An 18,756-nucleotide genomic window follows, 5' to 3' on the forward strand; every position below is an offset into this window, starting at 1 on the left:
GGCAAGGGTGGGGCTGCGCGTCACCCGCGCGCAGCCCCGCACCTCACTCCTGTGTCGTCGGATCCTCGAGGGCGGACGCCTCGGCCGATACGGCTTCGAGGTCCCAGTCGGGGCGCGGCACAGAATCGATGAGCAGTCGCGTGTACGGATGCTGTGGCGCCTTGAGCATCTGCACCGTGTTGCCGCGCTCCACGATCTCGCCGGACTTCATCACGACGGTCTCATCGCACAGGCGCCGCACGACCGCGAGGTCGTGGCTGATGAACAGCACCGTCAGGCCCCGCTCCCGGCGGATCGTCTCCACGACGCTCAGCACCTGCGCCTGCACCGACACGTCCAGGGCGCTGGTGGCCTCATCCATCACGAGCACATCCGGCTCGATGGCGAGGCTGCGGGCGATCGCGACGCGCTGTCGCTGCCCGCCGGACAGCGTGCGCGGGCGCGCCTGCGCGTGCACATCGCTGAGCCCGACCTGCTCCAGCAGCTCGATGACGCGCGCGCGGGCATCGGTCGTGGAGAGCGGCTTGTGCAGCCGCAGAGCGTCTTCGATCGCGCGTCCCGCGGTCATGCGCGGGTCCAGGGAGAGGTACGGGTCCTGGAACACCATCTGCACCGACCGGGCGCGGGCGAGCCGTTCGGCCCGGCTGTTGCCGACCGTCCGGCGCTCCTTGCCGTCGATGCGGATGTCGCCCGTATCGGCATGCTCGAGGCCGACGATCATGCGGGCGAGCGTCGACTTGCCCGAACCGGACTCGCCGACCACGCCGAGCGCGCCGCCGCGCGGGATCTCGATCGTCGCGTCGATGACGGCGCGCACCGGCTCCTTGCCGCGGCGGACGTAGGTCTTGGACACGCCGCTCGCCGAGAGCATCGGCTCCGCGACAGGCACCTCGGGTCCCGCCGGCGTCGAGGGAGGGGAGACGGATGCCGCGGCATCCGCGTCCTGGCCCACCACGACGATCGTCGGGGTCGCTGCGACGAGCCGCTTCGTGTAGGCGGCCTGCGGGTTGCGGAAGACCTTGCGGGCGTCGCCCTGCTCTTCCACCCGCCCCTTGCTCATCACGTACACGCGGTCGCAGATGGAGGCGGCGAGATTCAGGTCGTGCGTGATGAAGAGCATGCCCATGCCGCGGCTGGCGCGCTGCTCGGCGAGGACGCCGATGATCTCGGCCTGCGTCGTGACATCCAGCGCGGTCGTCGGCTCATCGCAGATGAGCAGGCGCGGAGAACTGGTCAGGGCTCCCGCGATCATGACGCGCTGCAGCATGCCGCCGGAGAGCTCGTGCGGGTACTGGCGCAGGTGCTCGGCCGGACGCGGCATCCGCACCGCCGCCAGCAGCGACAGCGCCACCGCATTGGCGTCGGCCGCGGAGCGGTTCTCGCACAGGCGCATCGTCTCGGTCAGGTGGTCGCCGACCGTGCGCATCGGGTTGATGCCGGCGCGCGGGTCCTGGAAGATCATCGACGCCTGCGTGCGCCGCAGCTGGAGCAGGTCGTTGCGCTTGGCATCCAGCACCGACTGGCCGAGCAGGGTCACCGAGCCGCCGGTCGTGGACTGGCTCGGCAGCAGGCCCAGCACCGAACGCGCAGTGAGCGACTTGCCGGATCCGGATTCGCCGACGAGGCCGACGGTCTCCCCTTCGGCGACCGTCAGGCTGATGCCGTCGAGCAGCCGAGTGCCATTGGGGAGGTCGAGGGTGAGTTCGGAGATGTCGAGAAGGGTCATGCGGGGAGCTCGCCTCCGATGCGATCCGAGAGTTCTTCGCCGATCACGTTGACCGCGACCACGACCAGCACGACGGCGATCGCCGGGACGAGCGCGGGAAGGAAGTAGCCGCCGATAAGGCCGGCCTGGGCTTCGTTGATCATCGCGCCCCAGTCCGCGGTCGGCGCCTGCACGCCGAGGCCGAGGAAGGAGAGCGCCGCGAGCTCGGCCAGCACGTATCCGAAGTTCAGCGTCGACTGCGCGCCGACGATCGGGGTGACGTTGGGCAGCACGCGGCGGAGTGCGATCCATGCGCCGCTGAATCCCTGCACGCGATACGCCGCCACGTACGGTCGGGCCCGCTCGGAAGCGACGAGCGATCGGGTGAGACGCGCCACGAACGGCGCATACGCGATGCTCATGGCGACCACCGGCGCGACCAGGCCCTTGCCGAACAGGGCGACGGCCATGATGGCGATCAGCAGTGACGGGAAGGCGAACACCACGTCGAAGATCCGGCCGAGCACCGAGTCGATCCAGCCGCCCCGCCAGCCGGCGAGCAGCCCGAGCAGGATGCCGATCACGGTCGAGAAGACCACGACCAGCAGCGGCGCGAGCAGAGCGGTGCGCGCTCCGTAGATCATGCGGCTGAGCGTGTCACGGCCGAGCGAGTCGGTGCCGAGCCAGTGGGCCATGCTCGGACCGGCCTGGATGTTCAGCAGATCGACTTGATCGGGGTTGTACGGTGCGACGAACGGAGCGAAGATCGCGGCCAGGGTCACGATCGCGAGGAAGATCGCGCAGACCATGAACGACGTGCTGGAGATGCGCGCCCGGGGGGAGCGCATCACTTTCATTGTGATGGTGGTGGCTGGGCCCACGCGGCCGGAGGCTCCGCGCGACGCGCCAGCGGCGCGTGGAGGGGTCGTGGGGATCATCGGGCACCAGCTCCTGCTGCGGATCGGGGGTCGACCCAGGGTTCGAGGACGTCGATCACGGCGTTGACCACGACGAAGGCCGTGACCACCAGCAGCACGATCGCCTGCACGACGGGGAAGTCGAGGCGGTCGACGGACTGCACGAGCAGCGAGCCGATCCCGGCGAGGCCGAAGGCCGCTTCGACGATGGAGCTCGCGACCAGGAGCCCCGCGACCAGCACGCCGCTGACGGTGAGGATCGGGCCGATCGAGTTGCGGAACACGTGACGACGGATGACGGTGCCGCGCTTGAGACCGCGGCTGGTGGCCACCTCGACGTGTTCGCGACCGAGCTGCTCGACCATCGACGAGCGGGTGACCTTGCCGACGAGCACCACGAACACGATCGCCAGCGCGATCGAGGGCAGCACCAGGTGGTACACCTGGTCGAAGAACCCCTCACCGGAGCCGAACGACGGGAACCAGCCGAGCTGCACCGCGAAGATCGCGATCAGCACGATGGAGCCGACGAAGGACGGGATGGCGCCGAGCACGGTGAGCCCGATGAGCACGGAGCGATCGAGCACCTTGCCGCGGTTGAGCGAGGCGACGATGCCGGCGGTGAGTCCGACGACCGCGATCATCGTGCCGGCCATGATGACCAGCATCAGGGTGACCGGAAGCCGGTCGCCGATGACCTGGGTGACGTCCTGGCGGTACTGCAGCGAGCGACCGAAGTCGCCGTGCAGCACGCCCGCGAGCCAGTTCAGGTACTGCTGCCACGGCGGCAGATCCAGGCCGTACTGCGCGGTCACCAGCGCGACCGCCTCCGGGCTGGGCTTGCGACCGCGGAGGAGGAACGCGACGGGGTCGCCGGGTACCAGGAACCGCGAGAAGAAGACCAGCAGCGATGCCAGGAAAAGGGTGAGAAGAAGGGCGCCGAGCTTGCCGACCACCCGGCGGAACGTGGTCATCGGATGACCGCCGTTCCGCCGGAGTGGATCAGGCCGAGCCCGTCACCGTCAGCGTGCGCCAATGGTGGCCGCCCACGGGAAATACAGGAAGGCGACCGACGGTGTGACACCGGTGATGCGCTTGCCCATGAACAGCGTGGTGGGCGCCTCGAGCATCGGCAGCCAGGGGAGCTGTGCATTGGCGATCTGCTGGGCCTCCGCGGTCTTGGCGGAACGCTCGGCCGGGTCCTGGATGGTGGCGGCCTCGTTGACGATCGCGTCGAACTCCGGGTCGCTCCAGTTGCCGTAGTTGCTGAAGTCGCCGGTGCGCAGCACGCTGTACATCTCGAGCGGGTCGGGGCTGGACAGGTACCACGACGTGTAGAACAGGTCCACGCCTTCGCGGGCACTGGGGTCGGAGAACAGAGCGGTGTATGCGTTGGGCGTGACCGTCTCGATCTTCACCTTCAGGCCGATCGCCGTGGCCGCCGCGGCCGTGGCCTGGGCGTAGACGTTGAAGTCGCTGCTGATCGGCGCCGTGACATAGGTGAGCTCTGCACCGGTCGCGCCGGCCTCCTCGACGAGCTTCTTGGCCGCCTCGATGTCGTAGTCGTAGTCGGTGATGTCGTCGAATGCGGCGTTGAGGGCGTCATCGCTCGCGCCGACCCAGACCGACTTCGTGGTCATCACGTCAGTGACGTCGCCATAGCCCTTGAGTGCGGCATCCACGATTCCCTCGCGATCCAGCGCCATCAGCAGCGCCTGGCGGACGCGCAGGTCGCCCAGCGGGCCCTCCATGTTGGAGATGACGATGTTCGAGACGGCGGTGTTCAGACCGAAGAGCATGTCGCCCTGGTCGGAGGTGCGCAGCTGCGGCACGGCGTCGGCCGGGATCATCCAGCCGCCGTCGACGTCGCCGGACTTCAGCGCGTTCACGCGGGCGTTGGCGTCGTTCATGAAGAGGAACTTGACCTCACCGGAACGGGCCTTCAGCTCGGGGTCCCAATAGTCGTCGTAGCGTTCGAGCGTGACGCTCTCGCCCGACTTCCACTCTTTGAAGCTGAACGGGCCCGTGCAGTTGACGCCGCCGGTCGAGTTGCCGTAGTCGGCGCCCTTCTCGGCGAGCGTCGCGGCGGACTCGATGACACCGGCGGAGCCGCCCATGCCGAGGTTGAACTGCGAGTCGGGGCCGTTCATGGTCACGGTGACCTGGAGGTCGCCGGTCTGCTCGATCGACACGACGTTCTGGTACACGGAGTACCAGGAAGATCCGACCGCCGGGTCGAGGATGCGACTCATCGAGGCGACGACATCCGCCGCAGTCAGGGGGGTTCCGTCGTGGAACGTGACGCCGTCGCGGATCTCGTAGACCCAGGTCTCCGGGGTCGGGTGCGTGACCGACTCGGCGAGTCCGGGCGACAGGCTGAAGTCGGGGTTCAGCCGCATCAGCGACTCGCAGACGTTGGCGAGAACCTGGTTGTCGGCGTAGTCGAAGGCGTACGCGTAGTCCAGGGAGTACGGCTCGGCGTAGCTCGCCCAGGTGAACGAGTCGATGTCGCCGGAAGGAGCGGCCGTCGACGTCGTCAGCTCCCATTCGGCGGGGGTGGTCTTCTCCGGTTCAGAGGCCGAACAGCCGGTCAGGACCAGGGCGACCCCGAGTCCGGCGGCGACGATCGTCGCGACGCGACGATGGCCGCGCCGAGAGGGCATGGCAGGTGTGTGGGACATGGTGCTCCTCGATTCAGGCGGTGCGGGTTCAGGCGGTGCGGGTGTAGACGGGTGCGCCCTCGATCCAGGTGGAGTCGACCGTGGCGCGGGAGATCTCGTCCTGGGGGAGGGTGAAGGGGTTCGGGCTGAGCACGACCAGGTTCGCGAGGTAGCCCTCGCGGATGTATCCGGTGTCGTGATCGCGGTGGTTCACGTACGCGCTGCCGGAGGTGTACGCGGCCATCGCCGTGGCGAGGTCGAGGCGCTGGTGCTCGCCTCCGAGCGGTCCGGCCTCGATGCCGGGCGCGATCCGCGTGACCGCGATGTGGATCGCGTCCATCGGGTCGGCGCTGGAGACCGGCCAGTCGCTGCCGGCGGCGAGCCGGGCACCGTTGCGGACGAGGTCGCCGAACGGGTACTGGCGAGCCTCCGCACCGTCCTGCATGAACGGCAGGGTGAGCTGGTCGATCTGGTCCTCGTGCGTGGCCCACAGCGCCTGGAGATTCGCCACTGCGTCGAGTTCGGCGAATCGTGCCGTCTCGGACTCTTCGACGATCTGCAGGTGGGCGAGGTGGTGGCGGCCGTCTGTGGCGCCGTTGGCGGCGCGAGCCGCGGCGATCGCGTCGAGTGCCTCACGCACGGCGCGGTCGCCCAGGGCATGGAAGTGGACCTGCATTCCGGCCGCGTCGAGGTCCGTGACGATCTGCTTCAGGAAGTCGGGGTCGATGAAGGAGAGCCCGCTGTTGTCGGTGTCGTGGCCGTGCGTGTCGCGGTAGGGCGTGAGCATCGCGGCGGTCTGGTTCTCGGCGACTCCGTCGACCATGATCTTCGTCGTGCCGAGCGAGTAGTGGTCGGTGTGGCCGAGCGCATCGAGGGCATCGCGTCGTTCCACCATCTGCGCAACCTGTTCGATGCCGCCGTCGCGCGCCCACCACTGCGCCCCCACGACGTGCACGCGGAGCGTGCCGTCGGCGATGGCGCGGCGGTACACGCTGTCGGCGTCCTCGACACCGGACAGGCTGCCGATCATCGCGTCCTGCCAGCCCGTGATACCCAGCGCGATCAGCTCCTCCTGCGCGCGCAGGAGTCCGGCATAGGCGAGATCGGCGCTGATCGTCGGCCGCACGCCGTCGAAGAGGTGCTCGGCGCCCTCGTGGAAGGTGCCGGCGGGGAAGCCGTCGGCTTCGCGCTCGATGCGTCCGTCGGCGGGGTCGGGGGTCGAGGCGTCCAGCCCGGCCAGCGTGATCGCGGCGGTGTTCGCCCACGCGCTGTGGTGATCTCGGCTGGAGAGTACGACGGGACGATCGGGCGCGACGGCGTCCAGGAGCGTGCGCACCGGTGCGCCGCCCGGGAAGTGGTCCATCGACCATCCGCCGCCCAGCACCCAGGCCCGGTCGGGGTTCGCGTCGACGTAGGCCTTGACGAGCGCGACGGCTTCGTCGGCGCTCTCCGCCTCGGTGAGGTTGCACGTCAGCATCTCGACGCCCGCACCGATCGGGTGCACGTGAGCGTCCTGGAACCCGGGGCTCAACAGCGCGCCGTCCAGGTCGATGACCTGCGTCACTTGGCCGACGAGGGCGAGGGCCTCGGCCTCGGGGAGCACGGCGGTGATGCGATCGCCGGTGACGGCCACGGCGTGACCGAGGATCGGCTCGCCGGCTCCGGTGAACACGGCGGCTCCGGTGAACAGAACGTCGACAGCGGACACAGGTTCCTCGCTTCCTCTTTGAACGGGTGGTGAAGGTGACAGTAGCGAGGCATGGGGATTGAGTCAACCGTGTTGACAACAACGTGTACAGAGTCGTTATGCTGACGATGCTGCGCCGGTGATGGCGACTCTCAGAACCGCTGTATGCGTGGCACTATGGAACTCGACCGGCGAGAAAGAGTGCGATGACGACTGCCACAGGTTCTGCGAAGGGTCGCACTCCGCGAGCCTCCGCCGGTCGTGCCCGATTGGACCGCGATTCGATCGTGGCCGCGGGGCTGGAGCTGGCAGCCACCTCTGCCACCTCGACCATTTCCGTGCGCGAGCTGGGCGCCCACCTCGGCGCCGATCCCACCGCGATCTACCGACACTTCCGCAGCAAAGAGCAGCTCATGGAAGCGCTCCTGGACGAGCTCACCCAGCGCAGCGTGGCCTCCGTCACGGCCGATCCGTCGGACTGGCGCGAGCGACTGCGTCAGCTCGCCGCATCCACCCTCGCGTACTACACGGCGCACCCGGCCATCGGCGCCGAGGCGATCGTGCTCACGACGCACGGTCCGGGCGAGCTGGATGCCATCGAGATCATGCTCGAGGCATTCTCCACAGCGGGGCTCAGCGGCGACGACGTGGTGCGTCACTATGCCCTACTGGCGTCGCACGTCCTCTCCAGCGCCGCCGGGATCGCGCGCGCCCGCGGCGAACGCGGCGACGCACCCATGACCGGACCCTGGTTCGACGGGCCGATCCTCGCCGATCCGCGCACGCATCCCCGGATCGCCTCGTTCTCCGCCGAACTGGCCGACCTCCAGGATCGCGACTTGTTCTCCTTAGGTGTCGAGGCCGTCATCCAATCCGCCGAGCGCACGCTGCGACGCCAGGTCGAGTGAGCCGCTGGGGCTCCGCCCCAGGCCCCCGGGGTGCTAACGCACGGTACCTACCGGGGCTCCGCCCCAGACCCCCGAGTGCTAACGCGCTGTACCCACTGGGGCTCCGCCCCGGGCCCCCGGGTCCTAGCGGACACCCCGCATCAGCTTCAGCACCGGCTTGACGGCGAGCAGCAGGGCAGCGCCGATCGCGATGGCGATCAGACCGAGGATCGAGAAGTACGGCACCTCGTTCTCCGGGTCGTAGAAGCCGGCCAGCCAGCCCGCGATCGACGTGCCGAGCGCCACCGACAGGAAGAACAGCGCGACCATCTGCGTATGGAATCGCGCCGGGGCGAGCTTGGTCGTCACCGACAGCCCGACGGGCGAGATCAGCAGCTCCGCGATCGTGAAGACGAACAGGATGCCGACGATCGCGATCAGCGGGGTGGAGTTCGGGCCCCCGTTGGCGAACGGCAGGAACAGCAGGAACGCGACGCCCATGATGATCGAGCCCAGGCCGAACTTCACCGGTGTGGACGGCTGACGAGTGCCCATCCTCGTCCAGATCGCGGCGAAGACGCCCGACAGGATGATGATGAAGATCGGGTTGATCGAGTTCACCCACGGGACCGGCATCTCCCAGCCGAAGAGGGAGCGGTCCAGCTTCTTGTCGGAGTAGATCGTCAGCACCGTGAACTGCTGCTGGTACAGCGACCAGAATCCGACGCTCACGATGAACAGCGGGATGAAGCCGAACACGCGCGAGCGTTCGATGGCGGAGATCGCGCGCGAGCTCAGGATGACGACGAAGTAGGCGATCGTCGCCAGCAGCGTCACCAGGATCACGACACCGGCGAGGTTGTCGGCGCGGATCACGCCGACCAGGACGAGCACCACGAGCACGGCGATTCCGAGGACCGCGACGCCGATCATCAGCCCGTAGCGGTTCTTCGGCAGCGGGTTCGCGACGGCGCGCGCCGCGGCCGGCAGCCGGCGTCGGCCGAACGAGTACTGCAGCAGCCCGATGCCCATGCCCACGGCGGCCAGCGCGAAGCCCCAGTGGAAGCCGAGCGTGCTCTGGACCAATCCGGTCAGGAGGGGGCCGAGGAAGGCGCCGAGGTTGATGCCGAGGTAGAAGATCGAGAACCCGGCGTCGCGGCGCGGGTCATCCGGGGCGTAGAGCGTGCCGACCACGGCGGTGGCGTTGGCCTTGAGCCCGCCGGAACCCACCGCGACCAGAACGAGACCGACGCCGACGCCCCACATCCCGGGCAGCAGCGCCAAGGCGATGTGCCCGCCCATGATGACGATGGCGCTGAAGAACAGCACGCGCTCCGAGCCCAGGAGGCGGTCGGCGACCCAGGCGCCGAGGATCGTGGACAGGTAGACCGTCCCGCCGTAGGCGCCGACGATGCCGGTCGCGACGACCTCGTTGATCCCCAGTCCGCCCTCGGCGGCCGAGTAGTACAGGTAGATGAGCAGGATGCCCTGCATGCCGTAGAAGCTGAATCGCTCCCACATCTCCACGCCGAACACGCTCGCCAGCGCTCGCGGCTGCCCGAAGAACCGACGGTCATCGGGGCTCTCCGCAGGCGAGACGGATGCCGCGGCATCCGTCTCGCTCGCGTTCGCCGCCCGCCGACCGGCCCGCGTCTGCAGGCTCTCCTCGCCTCCAGCAGTGGCTCCGTCCGGTGGCCCGACAGGCACTTCGGCCGGCTGATCGTGCTCGGTCCCGCTCATGGGGACAGGGTACCGGGCGCCATGCGCCGTCGGTATAGCCGGGTCAGTCCGGCAGCGACGGGTGGCGCTCCTGCGGGGCGCCGTGGCGTGGGATGAACAACGCGACCACGAACGCGACGACCGCCGCACCGAGCCCGAGGAAGAACGACAGCGTGAAGGCGGTGTTCGTCGGCACCTGCGTGTCACCGAATGAGACCGAGTAGGTCGCGAGTACCGCGCCGATCACGGCGGCTGCGATGCTCGTGCCCAGGGAGCGGAACAGCGCGTTCAAACCGTTGGATGCCCCGGTCTCGCTCTGCGGCACGGAGCGCATGATCAGCATCGGCATACCGGCGTAGCCGAAGCCGATGCCCACGCCGATGAGGATGTTCGCGACGAAGATGTGCCAGACCTCGGACGAGAACAGCAGGGTGAAGCCGTACGCCGCGATGAGGGCGATCGCGCCGAGCACGAGCAGCACCTTGGGCCCCACGGTCGAGGCGAGCCGCCCAGAGAAGGGGGAGAGCACCATCATCACCAGACCGGCCGGCATGATGATGAGGCTGGCGGCCACCAGCGAGAGTCCGAACCCGACACCGGTCTCGACGGGAAGCTCCAGCAGTTGCGGGTAGGCGACGTTGGAGGCGAACAGCGAGAAGCCCATCGCGACGGAGGCGATGTTGGTCAGCAGGACCGGCCGTCGTGCGGCGACGCGCAGGTCCAGGAGAGGCTCCGCGATGCGCAGCTCGTACCATCCCCACACCAACAGCACGAGCAGGCCGCCGAGCCCGAGGGCGAGTGTCGGCGGCGCGCCCCAGCCCCATTCGTTGCCTCGGGAGATCGCCAGCAGGATGCCGATGAGGCCGATCGCCAAGCCCGCGGCACCGATGAAATCGAAGCGTCCGGCGGTGCGCAGCACGCTCTCCGGAACGATCCACAGCACGAGCGTGAACACGACGACACCGAGGCCGGCAGCCATCCAGAACAGCACGTGCCAATCGCTGTACTCCGTGATCAGCGCGCTGATCGGGAGGCCCAGCGCGCCGCCGACGCCCAGGGTGGCACTGATAAGGGCGATCGCGGAGTCGACGCGGTCCTCGTGCAGGACGTCTCGGAGGATCGAGATGCCCAGCGGGATGACACCGGTGACCGCCCCCTGGAGGGCGCGACCGATGATGACCCCGATGATGCCCTGGGAGAGCGCGGCGATGACGGAGCCGAGGATGAGTGCGGCCAGCAGCACCAGCACGATGCGGCGCTTGCCGTACATGTCGCCCAGACGCCCGGCGATAGGGGTGATGACGGCGGCGGCGAGGAGGGTCGCGGTGACCACCCACGCGGTGTCCTCGCGGCTGGCGCCCAGCAGCTCCGGCAGCTTGGCCTGGATCGGCACGACCAGGGTGAACATGAAGGAGGAGGCCAGGCCCGCCAGCGCCAGCACCGCGATGATCGCGCCCTGCGGGGGCATCCGGGAGAGCCTGCGTCGTGCGTCCTCATCCCGTGATCCCATCCCCTGAGGCTATCGGCGGAACAGAGGGGGTCGGCGCGGCGCGGACGCGAGTACCGTGGGCGGCATGGCCGAGCCGCCCGTCGTCCCCGACATCCAGATCCGCCCGCTCGACGACATCGTGGAGGTGTTCGCGGCATCCGCCGTGCTGTCCGACGTCTGGGGCGGCGACCATGCCGGGATGCCGCCGAACCTGCTGCGGGCGCTGGCCCAAGCGGGAAACTACGCGGTCGGCCTGTACGCGGACGGGCGCATGATCGGGGCGTCCGTCGCGTTCTTCGCGGAGCCGGCGGCTCGCTCGATGCACTCCCACATCACAGGGGTACTGCCCGACCACCAGAGCCACGGCCTCGGGCGTCTCCTCAAGCAGCATCAGCGTGAGTGGGCGCTCGCCCGCGACGTCGGTCACATCACCTGGACCTTCGATCCGCTGATCGCCCGCAACGCGCACTTCAATATCCGAGTGCTCGGTACGCGCGTCACCGAGTACCTCGTGAACCAGTACGGACCGATGGATGACGGGGTGAACCGCGGCGACGAGACCGACCGGGTCATGGTGTCGTGGGCGCTCGCCGCCCCGCCCGTCCCGACGCCGCCCGATGAGCAGGTCGTGGCGACGGTGGCGGTGCCGCACGACATCGAGGCGCTCCGGAGAGAGAGCCCCACGGATGCTGCGGGCTGGCGCCTGCGGGTGCGCGAGGAGTTCCTCGCCCAGCTCGCCGAAGGCCTCGTCGTCGGGGGCTTCGACGACGAGCGCGGCTACCTGTTCGTCCGCCCCTGACCGCGGCAGGAATCCGCCGGAATGCGACCGTCGCGCAGCGCCCGGCAGCGTGTCGTCGACGCCTACGCTGAAGCATGGCCGACTACCGTGCGCACTTCGACTTCGTCATCCGCTTCGCCAACGGCGGAGGGATGACCGGCACCGGGTTCCGGCTCGACCTTCCGTCGGCCGACCTGGACGACGCGCAGATCGGGATGCTGCTCGTGCACCACCTCGGACTCGCCCTGGTCGAGGACGTCACGCTGTCGGCGCTGGAGATCGTCGCGGAACCGCACAAGGGCAGCCGAGGTGTTCCTGCGCCCGCCGAGGCGGGGCGTGCAACCCGCATCGTCGACCTGAGCCACCCGATCCGGGCCGGACTCATCACCTACCCGGGGCTGCCGGCACCCGTCATCACGCCGCACCTCACCCGCACGGACTCGCGGGCGAAGTACGCTCCCGGCACCGAGTTCGCGATGGACATCCTCACGATGATCGGCAACACCGGCACCTACCTGGACAGCCCCTTCCACCGTTACGCCGAGGGTGCCGACCTCGCGGGACTCGAGCTGGCGACGCTCGTCGGCCTGCCCGCGGAGGTGTTCCACCTGCAGGATGCCTCGAGCCGCGGCATCCGTCCGGAATCGCTCGCCGATCGCGAACTGCGCGGGACCGCCGTGCTGCTGCACACCGGGTGGGACCGCTGGTTCGGGCAGCCGGAGTACGCGAAGGGATCGCCGTTCCTGACGGCAGCGGGCGCGCAGTGGCTGGTCGATCAGGGGGTCATGCTCGTCGGGATCGACTCGCTGAACATCGACGACACCGAATCCGGCGGGGAGCGCCCCGCGCACTCGCTGCTGCTGGCGGCGGGCATCCACGTCGTCGAGCACCTCACCCACCTCGATGCGCTGCCCGCGCGCGGTGCACGATTCACCGCGGCTCCGCCGGCCGTCGAGGGATTCGGCACGTTCCCCGTCCGCGCCTTCGCGGAGCTTCCCGCCTGACGGCCCAGCCCCGCAGCTCGCCCAGAAAACACTTTGGCCCGGAAATCCCCAGGTCACACCGAATTCCCGCGCTATGCCGAGGGATCAACTTCGACAAGCCGCGTAATAGATCGCTTGCGGCGGCATCTCCTCTACTGAACGGACGAATCTCGCTGGGGCGAGATCCGTCATCTGCAACTGGTGGGCCTTGGGGGTCGACCGAAAAGCTTGGGGGAGCTTCCTGTGTCGAAGCCATTCGGCGCGCTGTCACGCGCGCTCAACACCGTCATCCCGTCGCGTCGTGCGACCGGGCGGCCGGGTCGCCACAACCGATCGACATACGTTCCGGTCATCCGCGAACGCGCGCATCGGGGGCTGTCCGCCGTCGCGGCGGTCGCGTTGGTCGTCGGGCTCGTCCCGGCGATGCTCGTGGTCGATGCCACCGCGGCGAGTGCCGCCACGGTGACGGTGCCCGTCGGTCAGAACGTCACGGCGCGCATGGAGACCGAGACGGGGTGGAACGGCAACACCGCACCCAACCCTTCGACGGGCGACTGCGTCCGCTACGGCTCGGCGCCGAACGCGACGGCCAGCGGATCGATCGCGAACACCGGCGGCTCAAACGGCACGCAGGGTCAGTCGTGGGCGAACGGCTACACCGCCGCCGTGATCTCCGGCACCACCGCGTACTCGGCCCACGGCGGGGGGTCGAACTGCGACTCGCAGCTGTCGCTGTCGTCCCAGAGTGCCATCGGCTTCGCGCCGACCTCGGTGTCCAGCTTCGACACCGGAGCGGTCTTCAACCTCGGTCGCATGGTTCACAAGAACAACCCCATCAACGCGACCAACGACTGGTTCCGCGGTGTCATGAACGTCGCGTTCATGGGCATGGACCTCGACTTCACATGGCGATTGCACGAGACGCCGAACAATGCGAGCCCCTCCTCGAACCCTGCGAACAACGACGTCCTCGACTTCATCAACCAGGTCGGCAACCAGTACTTCACCGGTCCCGACGGCAACCGCTACACACTCGTGGTGCTGGGCTTCACAGCGCCCCAGTCGGGCACGACGTGCAACGCGACCCTCGACTCCACGTCCGGCGTGGTCAACTCGTTCAGCACGGTCGAGCAGTCCACGACCTTCGGCTGTCTCTACGCTTCGGTGCAGCAGGTGCGCACGCTCACCGTCACCAAGGTCGCGCAGGCGCCGTACACGGCTCCGGCGACGATCCCCGGCTTCGGCTTCACCTCGACCAGCAACACGGCCGGCTCGCCGTGGGGTTCCGGCTTCACGCTCACCCCGACCGCCCTCGGTACGGGCGGTGCCGCCACGATCACACGCGACTTCGTCGTCGGCCAGAGCGTGACGGTCGTCGAGACCGCTCCGACCGGAGCATGGGCCTTCACCAGCCTCACCTGCGTCGACGGCCGCGGGCAGACGATGAACGTGACGAACGGCCGCACGATCACCCTCACCGGTGATCTGTCCACCACCGACCCCGGCGCGGTGGCGATCACCTGCACGTACACGAACACCTACACGCCTCGCGCGACCCTGACCCTGCAGAAGAACGTCGTCGCCACCGGCCAGCCGGCACCCGTGGCGTCCGCCTTCAACTGGAACCTGAGCGCGACCGGCACCGGCGCGGTCGCCGGCCAGTCGATCCAGGGCACCGGTCAGACGGGCCAGACCAACACCGCAGCCAACCCGGCGATCACGAACCAGTCGGTCATCGCCGGCACCTACGCGCTGGCCGAGGCCGGCGACGGCACCCGCACGTTCGGCTATGTACAGGACGGCGCGTGGTCGTGCGTGCTCACCGGCACCACGACGACCGTGCCCGTGACCGGCGGTGAGGTGGCACTCGCCCAGGGCCAGAACGTCACCTGCGCTGTGACCAACAGGTTCCAGACCGGCTCTCTCGCGATCACGAAGACCGTGACGACCACCCCGGCCGGTGGCTACACCCAGGGCACCTCCATGCCGTTCACCGCGGCGTACAGCTGCACCGTCGGCACGGGCACCCCGATCACCGGCTCAGTGACCGTGCGTCCGAACGCCACCAACGGCACGGCCGGCACCGCCGCCGTCATCCCGAACCTGCCCGCGGGCGCCACCTGCACCGTGACAGAGACCAACCCGCCGACCGGCGCTCCCGGACTCGTGGACACGTCGTGGGCATGGGGTGCGCCCGTCGTCGACGCGGCCGTGACGATTCCCGTCGGCGCTCAGGCGACGGTGAACATCACGAACTCGGCCACCCAGCAGACCGGCCAGCTGCAGATCACCAAGACGATCGTGCCGCGCGAGGGCGTCTCGGCCGCCGGCTACTCCGGGGCCGTCGACCGCGCCTTCCCGGTCGACTACTCCTGCACGATCGGCTCCACCGTCGTGCGCAGCGGCTCGGTCTCGGTCACGACCGCGACCTCCGCAACCGTATCCCGAGTGCCCGCCACCGCGGTGTGCGCCATCACGGGCGAGACCCTGACTGCCGCCACCGGCGACTTCGTGGACGCCTCGTATCGCTGGGACGGCTACACCGTTGCACCGACCACCGCCACGATCCCCGCGAACGGTGTCGGCACCCTCGCGGTGACCAACCACTTCGCCCGCGACCTCGTCGACCTGACGCTCGCCAAGGACGTGGTCGGCGCCGGCTACACCGGCGCCACGGCAGACTTCACGGTCGCCTACAGCTGTGGCGATGTGAGCGGCTCGGTGGCGCTCGCCGACGGCGGCGAGAAGACCGTCCGGGTTCCGGCCGGTGTGCGCTGCGCGGTCAGTGAGACGGCTCCGGATGCCGCGCTCCTGGCCCCCGGCTACGTCTGGGGCACCCCGACCTACGTCGGGCTGACCGACGGCGCGGTCACCGTGCCGGGCGGCGGCACCGCGCGTGTCGAGGTCACCAACCCGAACAGCATCGGCTTCGGCCGTGTCTCGGTCGCCAAGGCCATCGCACACTTCGGCGACGAGGTCACGCCGGGCACCGCGTTCGAGCTCACCGTGTCGTGCACCGCTCCGGCCCAGGGCCAGACGGCCGACTACTCCGAGTCGTTCGCCATCACCTGGCCGTCCGACATCACCCGGACGACCCCGTACCTGCCGATCGGCACGGACTGCACCGTGACCGAGACGGCGGCGCCGTCCGGATCCACCGGTCTCCCCGGCCCCTCCTATACGTGGGCGCCGATTCCGTCCGCACAGGACGTCACGGTTCCCGCCACCGGGACTCCCGCGGCAGTGACCGTGACCAACGACATCGAGCGCGTGCTCGCGCCGTTCGCGATCGCCAAGCAGGTCGTCAACAACACGTCGGCTCAGCCGGCCGGCCCCTTCACCGGGACCTACAGCTGCACCTTCGCGGGCAGTGCCGCGGTGACGGGCACGTGGTCGGCTCCGGCCGGCGGCGGAGCAGCCTCTCTCACCCCGGGTGGCGGCTCCATCGACGTCCTCGTCGGCTCGGAGTGTGCGATCACCGAGGACACACCCGCCGACGCCGTGCCCGATGACGCGTCCTACACCTGGACGACGCAGCTGCCTTCAGCAGCGGTGGTGCCGGCATCCGGCGCGTCTTCCACGGTCGTCAACACGCTGAACCGCGCGGTGGGTTCGTTCACCGTGAGCAAGAGCGTCGAGGGCGGGGTGGCCGGAACCGCCTTCACCGACGGACAGTTCACTTTCGACTGGTCCTGCACCCCGCAGTCGGGCGCCGCGCTCAGCGGAACCCTGTCGATGGCGGCCGGCGGATCGGATGCGCCGACCGAGCAGATCCCCGGCGAATCGACATGCACCGTCACCGAGAGCACCACGCCCGCGGCCATCGACCCGTTCACGTGGGACGGCGTCACCCTGACCGTCGACGGCGCAGCCTCCAGTGAGCCGCAGTCGGGAAAGTCGATCACCTTCACCACGCCGGATGACGGCGCAACCGTCAACGTCGCGGTCGTGAACGCGATCAGCACCAAGACGGGCTCCGTCTCGGTGACCAAGACGGTCGTCGACCCCGACGGCGGGTTCAGCGGAGCGGACAACGCCATCTTCCCGATGGTGCTCACGTGCGACGCGCAGCAGCTGCCGACAAAGACGGTCGCCGCGGGAGGCACGGTCACATGGGCGGACGTGCCACTCGGCGCGACCTGTGCCGTGAGCGAGCTCGCGATCTCCGGAGGCCTCAAGGACGCGTCGTTCCAGTGGTCTGCTCCGACCTACGCGCCCGAGTCGGTGACGGTCGGCACTCCCGGCGGCACCTCGACCCTCGCGGTGACCAACACGATCACCCGCGTCTACGGCCAGATCGGCGTCACCAAGACGTTCGACGACGGCGGTTTCACCGGCATCGTGCCCGCCGACCAGGAGTACTCCGGCGCATGGTCGTGCACCTACGGCGACACGACCGTCGGCGGTGACTGGAGCGGGCTCGGCTCGGCAGCGGGCACGCCCGCCGTCCTGACCGGACCCTTCGACCGGGTGCTGCGGGATTCGGACTGCACCGTGACCGAAGACGGCCTGGAGGCGCCGAGCGCCGACATGTCCTTCGCCTGGGCGACGCCCGTGGCGACCGGGATCACCGTCGGTGCGGATGCGGCGACCAACGTCCTGTCCGTGACGAACGCGCTCGAGCGTCACACCGGCACGATCACCGTGCAGAAGACCCTGAGCGGTGAGGTCGACGGGTTCGCCCCCGCCGAGGACTTCGCCGGCTTCCCGGTCGGCGTGGTGTGCTCGCTGGAGGACGCCGAGGGCGTCTTCGAGGGCAGTGTGGATGTCGCGGCCGGCGCCGCGGCGGTGACGCTCATCGACGGCGTGCCGCTCGGCTGGACCTGCGTGCTCAACGAGGGGCCGGTGTCCGGGCAGCTCAAGGATGGTTCGTTCGCCTGGGGCACCCCGACGATCGCGATCGACGGCGAGACCGCGACCGAGATCACCGTCACCGGCGATCACGCGGTCGTCGTCGACAACCCGATCGTGCATGTGCCGGCGGAGTGGAGCATGAGCAAGACGTCGGATCCGGCATCCGGATCCACGGTCCTCCCCGGCCAGCGCGTCACCTACACGCTGACGGCGACGAACACGGGCGCTGCCCCGGTCACCGGCGCGACCGGCGTCGACGACCTGAGTGGAGTCCTCGGGGCTGCTGCCCTGGAAGACCCGCTGGATGCGTCGCTGGCGCTGTCGGGCGAGACGCTCACGTGGTCGATCCCGACCCTGCAGGCGGGCGAGACCGCGACGGTGACGTACAGCGTCACGGTGGGTCCGAAGGCCGATGGGCAGACGCTGCGCAACGTGGTCGCGCCGAACGGTGAGGGTGGCGAGTGCGTGCTCAACGAGGACGGCACCGACCCGTGCGTCACGACGCACTTCGAACCGAAGTGGGATCTGCGCAAGACGAGTGACCCGGCCTCGGGTACGACCGTCGGCCGCGGTGACGTCATCGACTACACACTGACTGTGCGCAACCTCGGTGGGAGCGCCCTGACGGGTGCCATCGCGACCGATGACCTGAGCGGCGTGCTCACCCACGCGGCTCTGGACGGAACCCTCTCCGAGGGGCTCACCGTCTCGGGGGAGACCCTGACCTGGGCCGTTCCGGAGGTCGCCGTCGGCGAGTCGGTGTCGGTCTCGTACCGCGTGCGTGTCGACGGCGACTCCCCGGCCACGACGCTGCGCAACAGCGTCGTGCCCGGCGGAACCCCCGGCTCCGAATGCGACGGCTGCACGACCGAGCACCCTGTGGATCCGGGATACCCGGGCCTGGCGGTGACGGGCGGCGTGCTGTCGGCGGGCATCGTCGTGTCCGCGTCGGCGCTGCTGCTCGGCGGGATCCTGTTCGTCCTGGTCGCCCGCCGGCGCCGCAAGAACCTCGGGTAGTCCGAGACCGCGGTGTCGCCGAGCTCTCCCCAGTGTGTCGGCGGCATCGCACTGAGCGCC

Annotated in this window: 11 protein-coding genes; 4 read left to right on the forward strand and 7 right to left on the reverse strand. The window is 69.3% G+C overall.

The annotated features are described in order from the left end of the window. Nucleotides 1–43: 43 nt before the first annotated feature. The 5 genes from ASD65_RS14445 to ASD65_RS14465 all read right to left on the reverse strand — a co-directional run bounded on the left by ASD65_RS14445 (nucleotide 44) and on the right by ASD65_RS14465 (nucleotide 6,990). Entirely contained in the window at nucleotides 44–1,726 is a 1,683-nt protein-coding gene (locus tag ASD65_RS14445; RefSeq protein WP_056223735.1) for a dipeptide ABC transporter ATP-binding protein, read from the reverse strand. After that, a complete protein-coding gene (locus ASD65_RS14450; protein ID WP_235566725.1) occupies nucleotides 1,723–2,553 on the reverse strand; it encodes an ABC transporter permease in 831 nt (276 codons plus the stop codon). Before ASD65_RS14450 ends, ASD65_RS14445 begins: the two co-directional genes overlap by 4 nt. Before the next feature lie 86 nt (nucleotides 2,554–2,639). Continuing rightward, nucleotides 2,640–3,596, reverse strand: a complete 957-nt coding sequence (locus tag ASD65_RS14455; RefSeq protein WP_056223736.1) for an ABC transporter permease — start codon at nucleotides 3,594–3,596, stop codon at nucleotides 2,640–2,642. A 48-nt stretch (nucleotides 3,597–3,644) separates the two neighbouring features. Next, a complete protein-coding gene (locus ASD65_RS14460) occupies nucleotides 3,645–5,285 on the reverse strand; it encodes an ABC transporter substrate-binding protein (protein WP_056223737.1) in 1,641 nt (546 codons plus the stop codon). Nucleotides 5,286–5,331: 46 nt separating this feature from the next. After that, nucleotides 5,332–6,990, reverse strand: coding sequence for an amidohydrolase (locus ASD65_RS14465; RefSeq protein ID WP_056223738.1), 1,659 nt, complete (start codon nucleotides 6,988–6,990; stop codon nucleotides 5,332–5,334). Nucleotides 6,991–7,175: 185 nt separating this feature from the next. Between ASD65_RS14465 and ASD65_RS14470 the strand changes: the two genes are divergently transcribed. Then, nucleotides 7,176–7,877 (forward strand): TetR/AcrR family transcriptional regulator, encoded by a 702-nt coding sequence (locus ASD65_RS14470; RefSeq protein ID WP_056223739.1) that lies wholly within the window; start codon nucleotides 7,176–7,178, stop codon nucleotides 7,875–7,877. A 123-nt stretch (nucleotides 7,878–8,000) separates the two neighbouring features. On the opposite strand, the gene ASD65_RS14475 is transcribed toward ASD65_RS14470, so the two are convergent. Further along, nucleotides 8,001–9,596 carry a peptide MFS transporter gene (locus ASD65_RS14475; RefSeq protein ID WP_082561795.1) on the reverse strand — a complete coding sequence of 532 codons (1,596 nt, stop codon included), beginning with the start codon at nucleotides 9,594–9,596 and terminating at the stop codon, nucleotides 8,001–8,003. Between the two features lie 43 nt (nucleotides 9,597–9,639). Next, the gene (locus ASD65_RS14480) at nucleotides 9,640–11,043 is read right to left on the reverse strand and encodes an MFS transporter (RefSeq protein ID WP_056223740.1); all 1,404 of its coding nucleotides are present in this window, start codon (nucleotides 11,041–11,043) and stop codon (nucleotides 9,640–9,642) included. Nucleotides 11,044–11,149: 106 nt separating this feature from the next. Here ASD65_RS14480 and ASD65_RS14485 point away from each other — a divergent pair, with 106 nt between their 5' ends. The 3 genes from ASD65_RS14485 (at nucleotide 11,150) to ASD65_RS14495 (ending at nucleotide 18,696) form a co-directional block, all read left to right on the forward strand. Beyond that, complete coding sequence (locus ASD65_RS14485) at nucleotides 11,150–11,863, forward strand: GNAT family N-acetyltransferase (protein WP_056224990.1); 714 nt, start codon at nucleotides 11,150–11,152, stop codon at nucleotides 11,861–11,863. 74 nt (nucleotides 11,864–11,937) lie between these two features. Then, nucleotides 11,938–12,846: a cyclase family protein gene (locus tag ASD65_RS14490; RefSeq protein WP_056223741.1), complete on the forward strand. Its 909-nt coding sequence runs from the start codon at nucleotides 11,938–11,940 to the stop codon at nucleotides 12,844–12,846. 222 nt (nucleotides 12,847–13,068) lie between these two features. After that, entirely contained in the window at nucleotides 13,069–18,696 is a 5,628-nt protein-coding gene (locus ASD65_RS14495; protein WP_056223742.1) for a DUF5979 domain-containing protein, read from the forward strand. Nucleotides 18,697–18,756: the final 60 nt, after the last annotated feature.

This window comes from Microbacterium sp. Root61, from assembly GCF_001427525.1.
In the GTDB taxonomy this organism is placed as follows: Bacteria; Actinomycetota; Actinomycetes; order Actinomycetales; family Microbacteriaceae; genus Microbacterium.

Coding starts and splice junctions, on each gene's coding strand:
- ASD65_RS14445 (WP_056223735.1), bottom strand. CDS start 1,726: ATGACCCTTCTCGACATCTCCGAACTCACCCTCGACCTCCCCAATGGC.
- ASD65_RS14450 (WP_235566725.1), bottom strand. CDS start 2,553: ATGCGCTCCCCCCGGGCGCGCATCTCCAGCACGTCGTTCATGGTCTGC.
- ASD65_RS14455 (WP_056223736.1), bottom strand. CDS start 3,596: ATGACCACGTTCCGCCGGGTGGTCGGCAAGCTCGGCGCCCTTCTTCTC.
- ASD65_RS14460 (WP_056223737.1), bottom strand. CDS start 5,285: ATGCCCTCTCGGCGCGGCCATCGTCGCGTCGCGACGATCGTCGCCGCC.
- ASD65_RS14470 (WP_056223739.1), top strand. CDS start 7,176: ATGACGACTGCCACAGGTTCTGCGAAGGGTCGCACTCCGCGAGCCTCC.
- ASD65_RS14475 (WP_082561795.1), bottom strand. CDS start 9,596: ATGAGCGGGACCGAGCACGATCAGCCGGCCGAAGTGCCTGTCGGGCCA.
- ASD65_RS14480 (WP_056223740.1), bottom strand. CDS start 11,043: ATGCCCCCGCAGGGCGCGATCATCGCGGTGCTGGCGCTGGCGGGCCTG.
- ASD65_RS14485 (WP_056224990.1), top strand. CDS start 11,150: ATGGCCGAGCCGCCCGTCGTCCCCGACATCCAGATCCGCCCGCTCGAC.
- ASD65_RS14490 (WP_056223741.1), top strand. CDS start 11,938: ATGGCCGACTACCGTGCGCACTTCGACTTCGTCATCCGCTTCGCCAAC.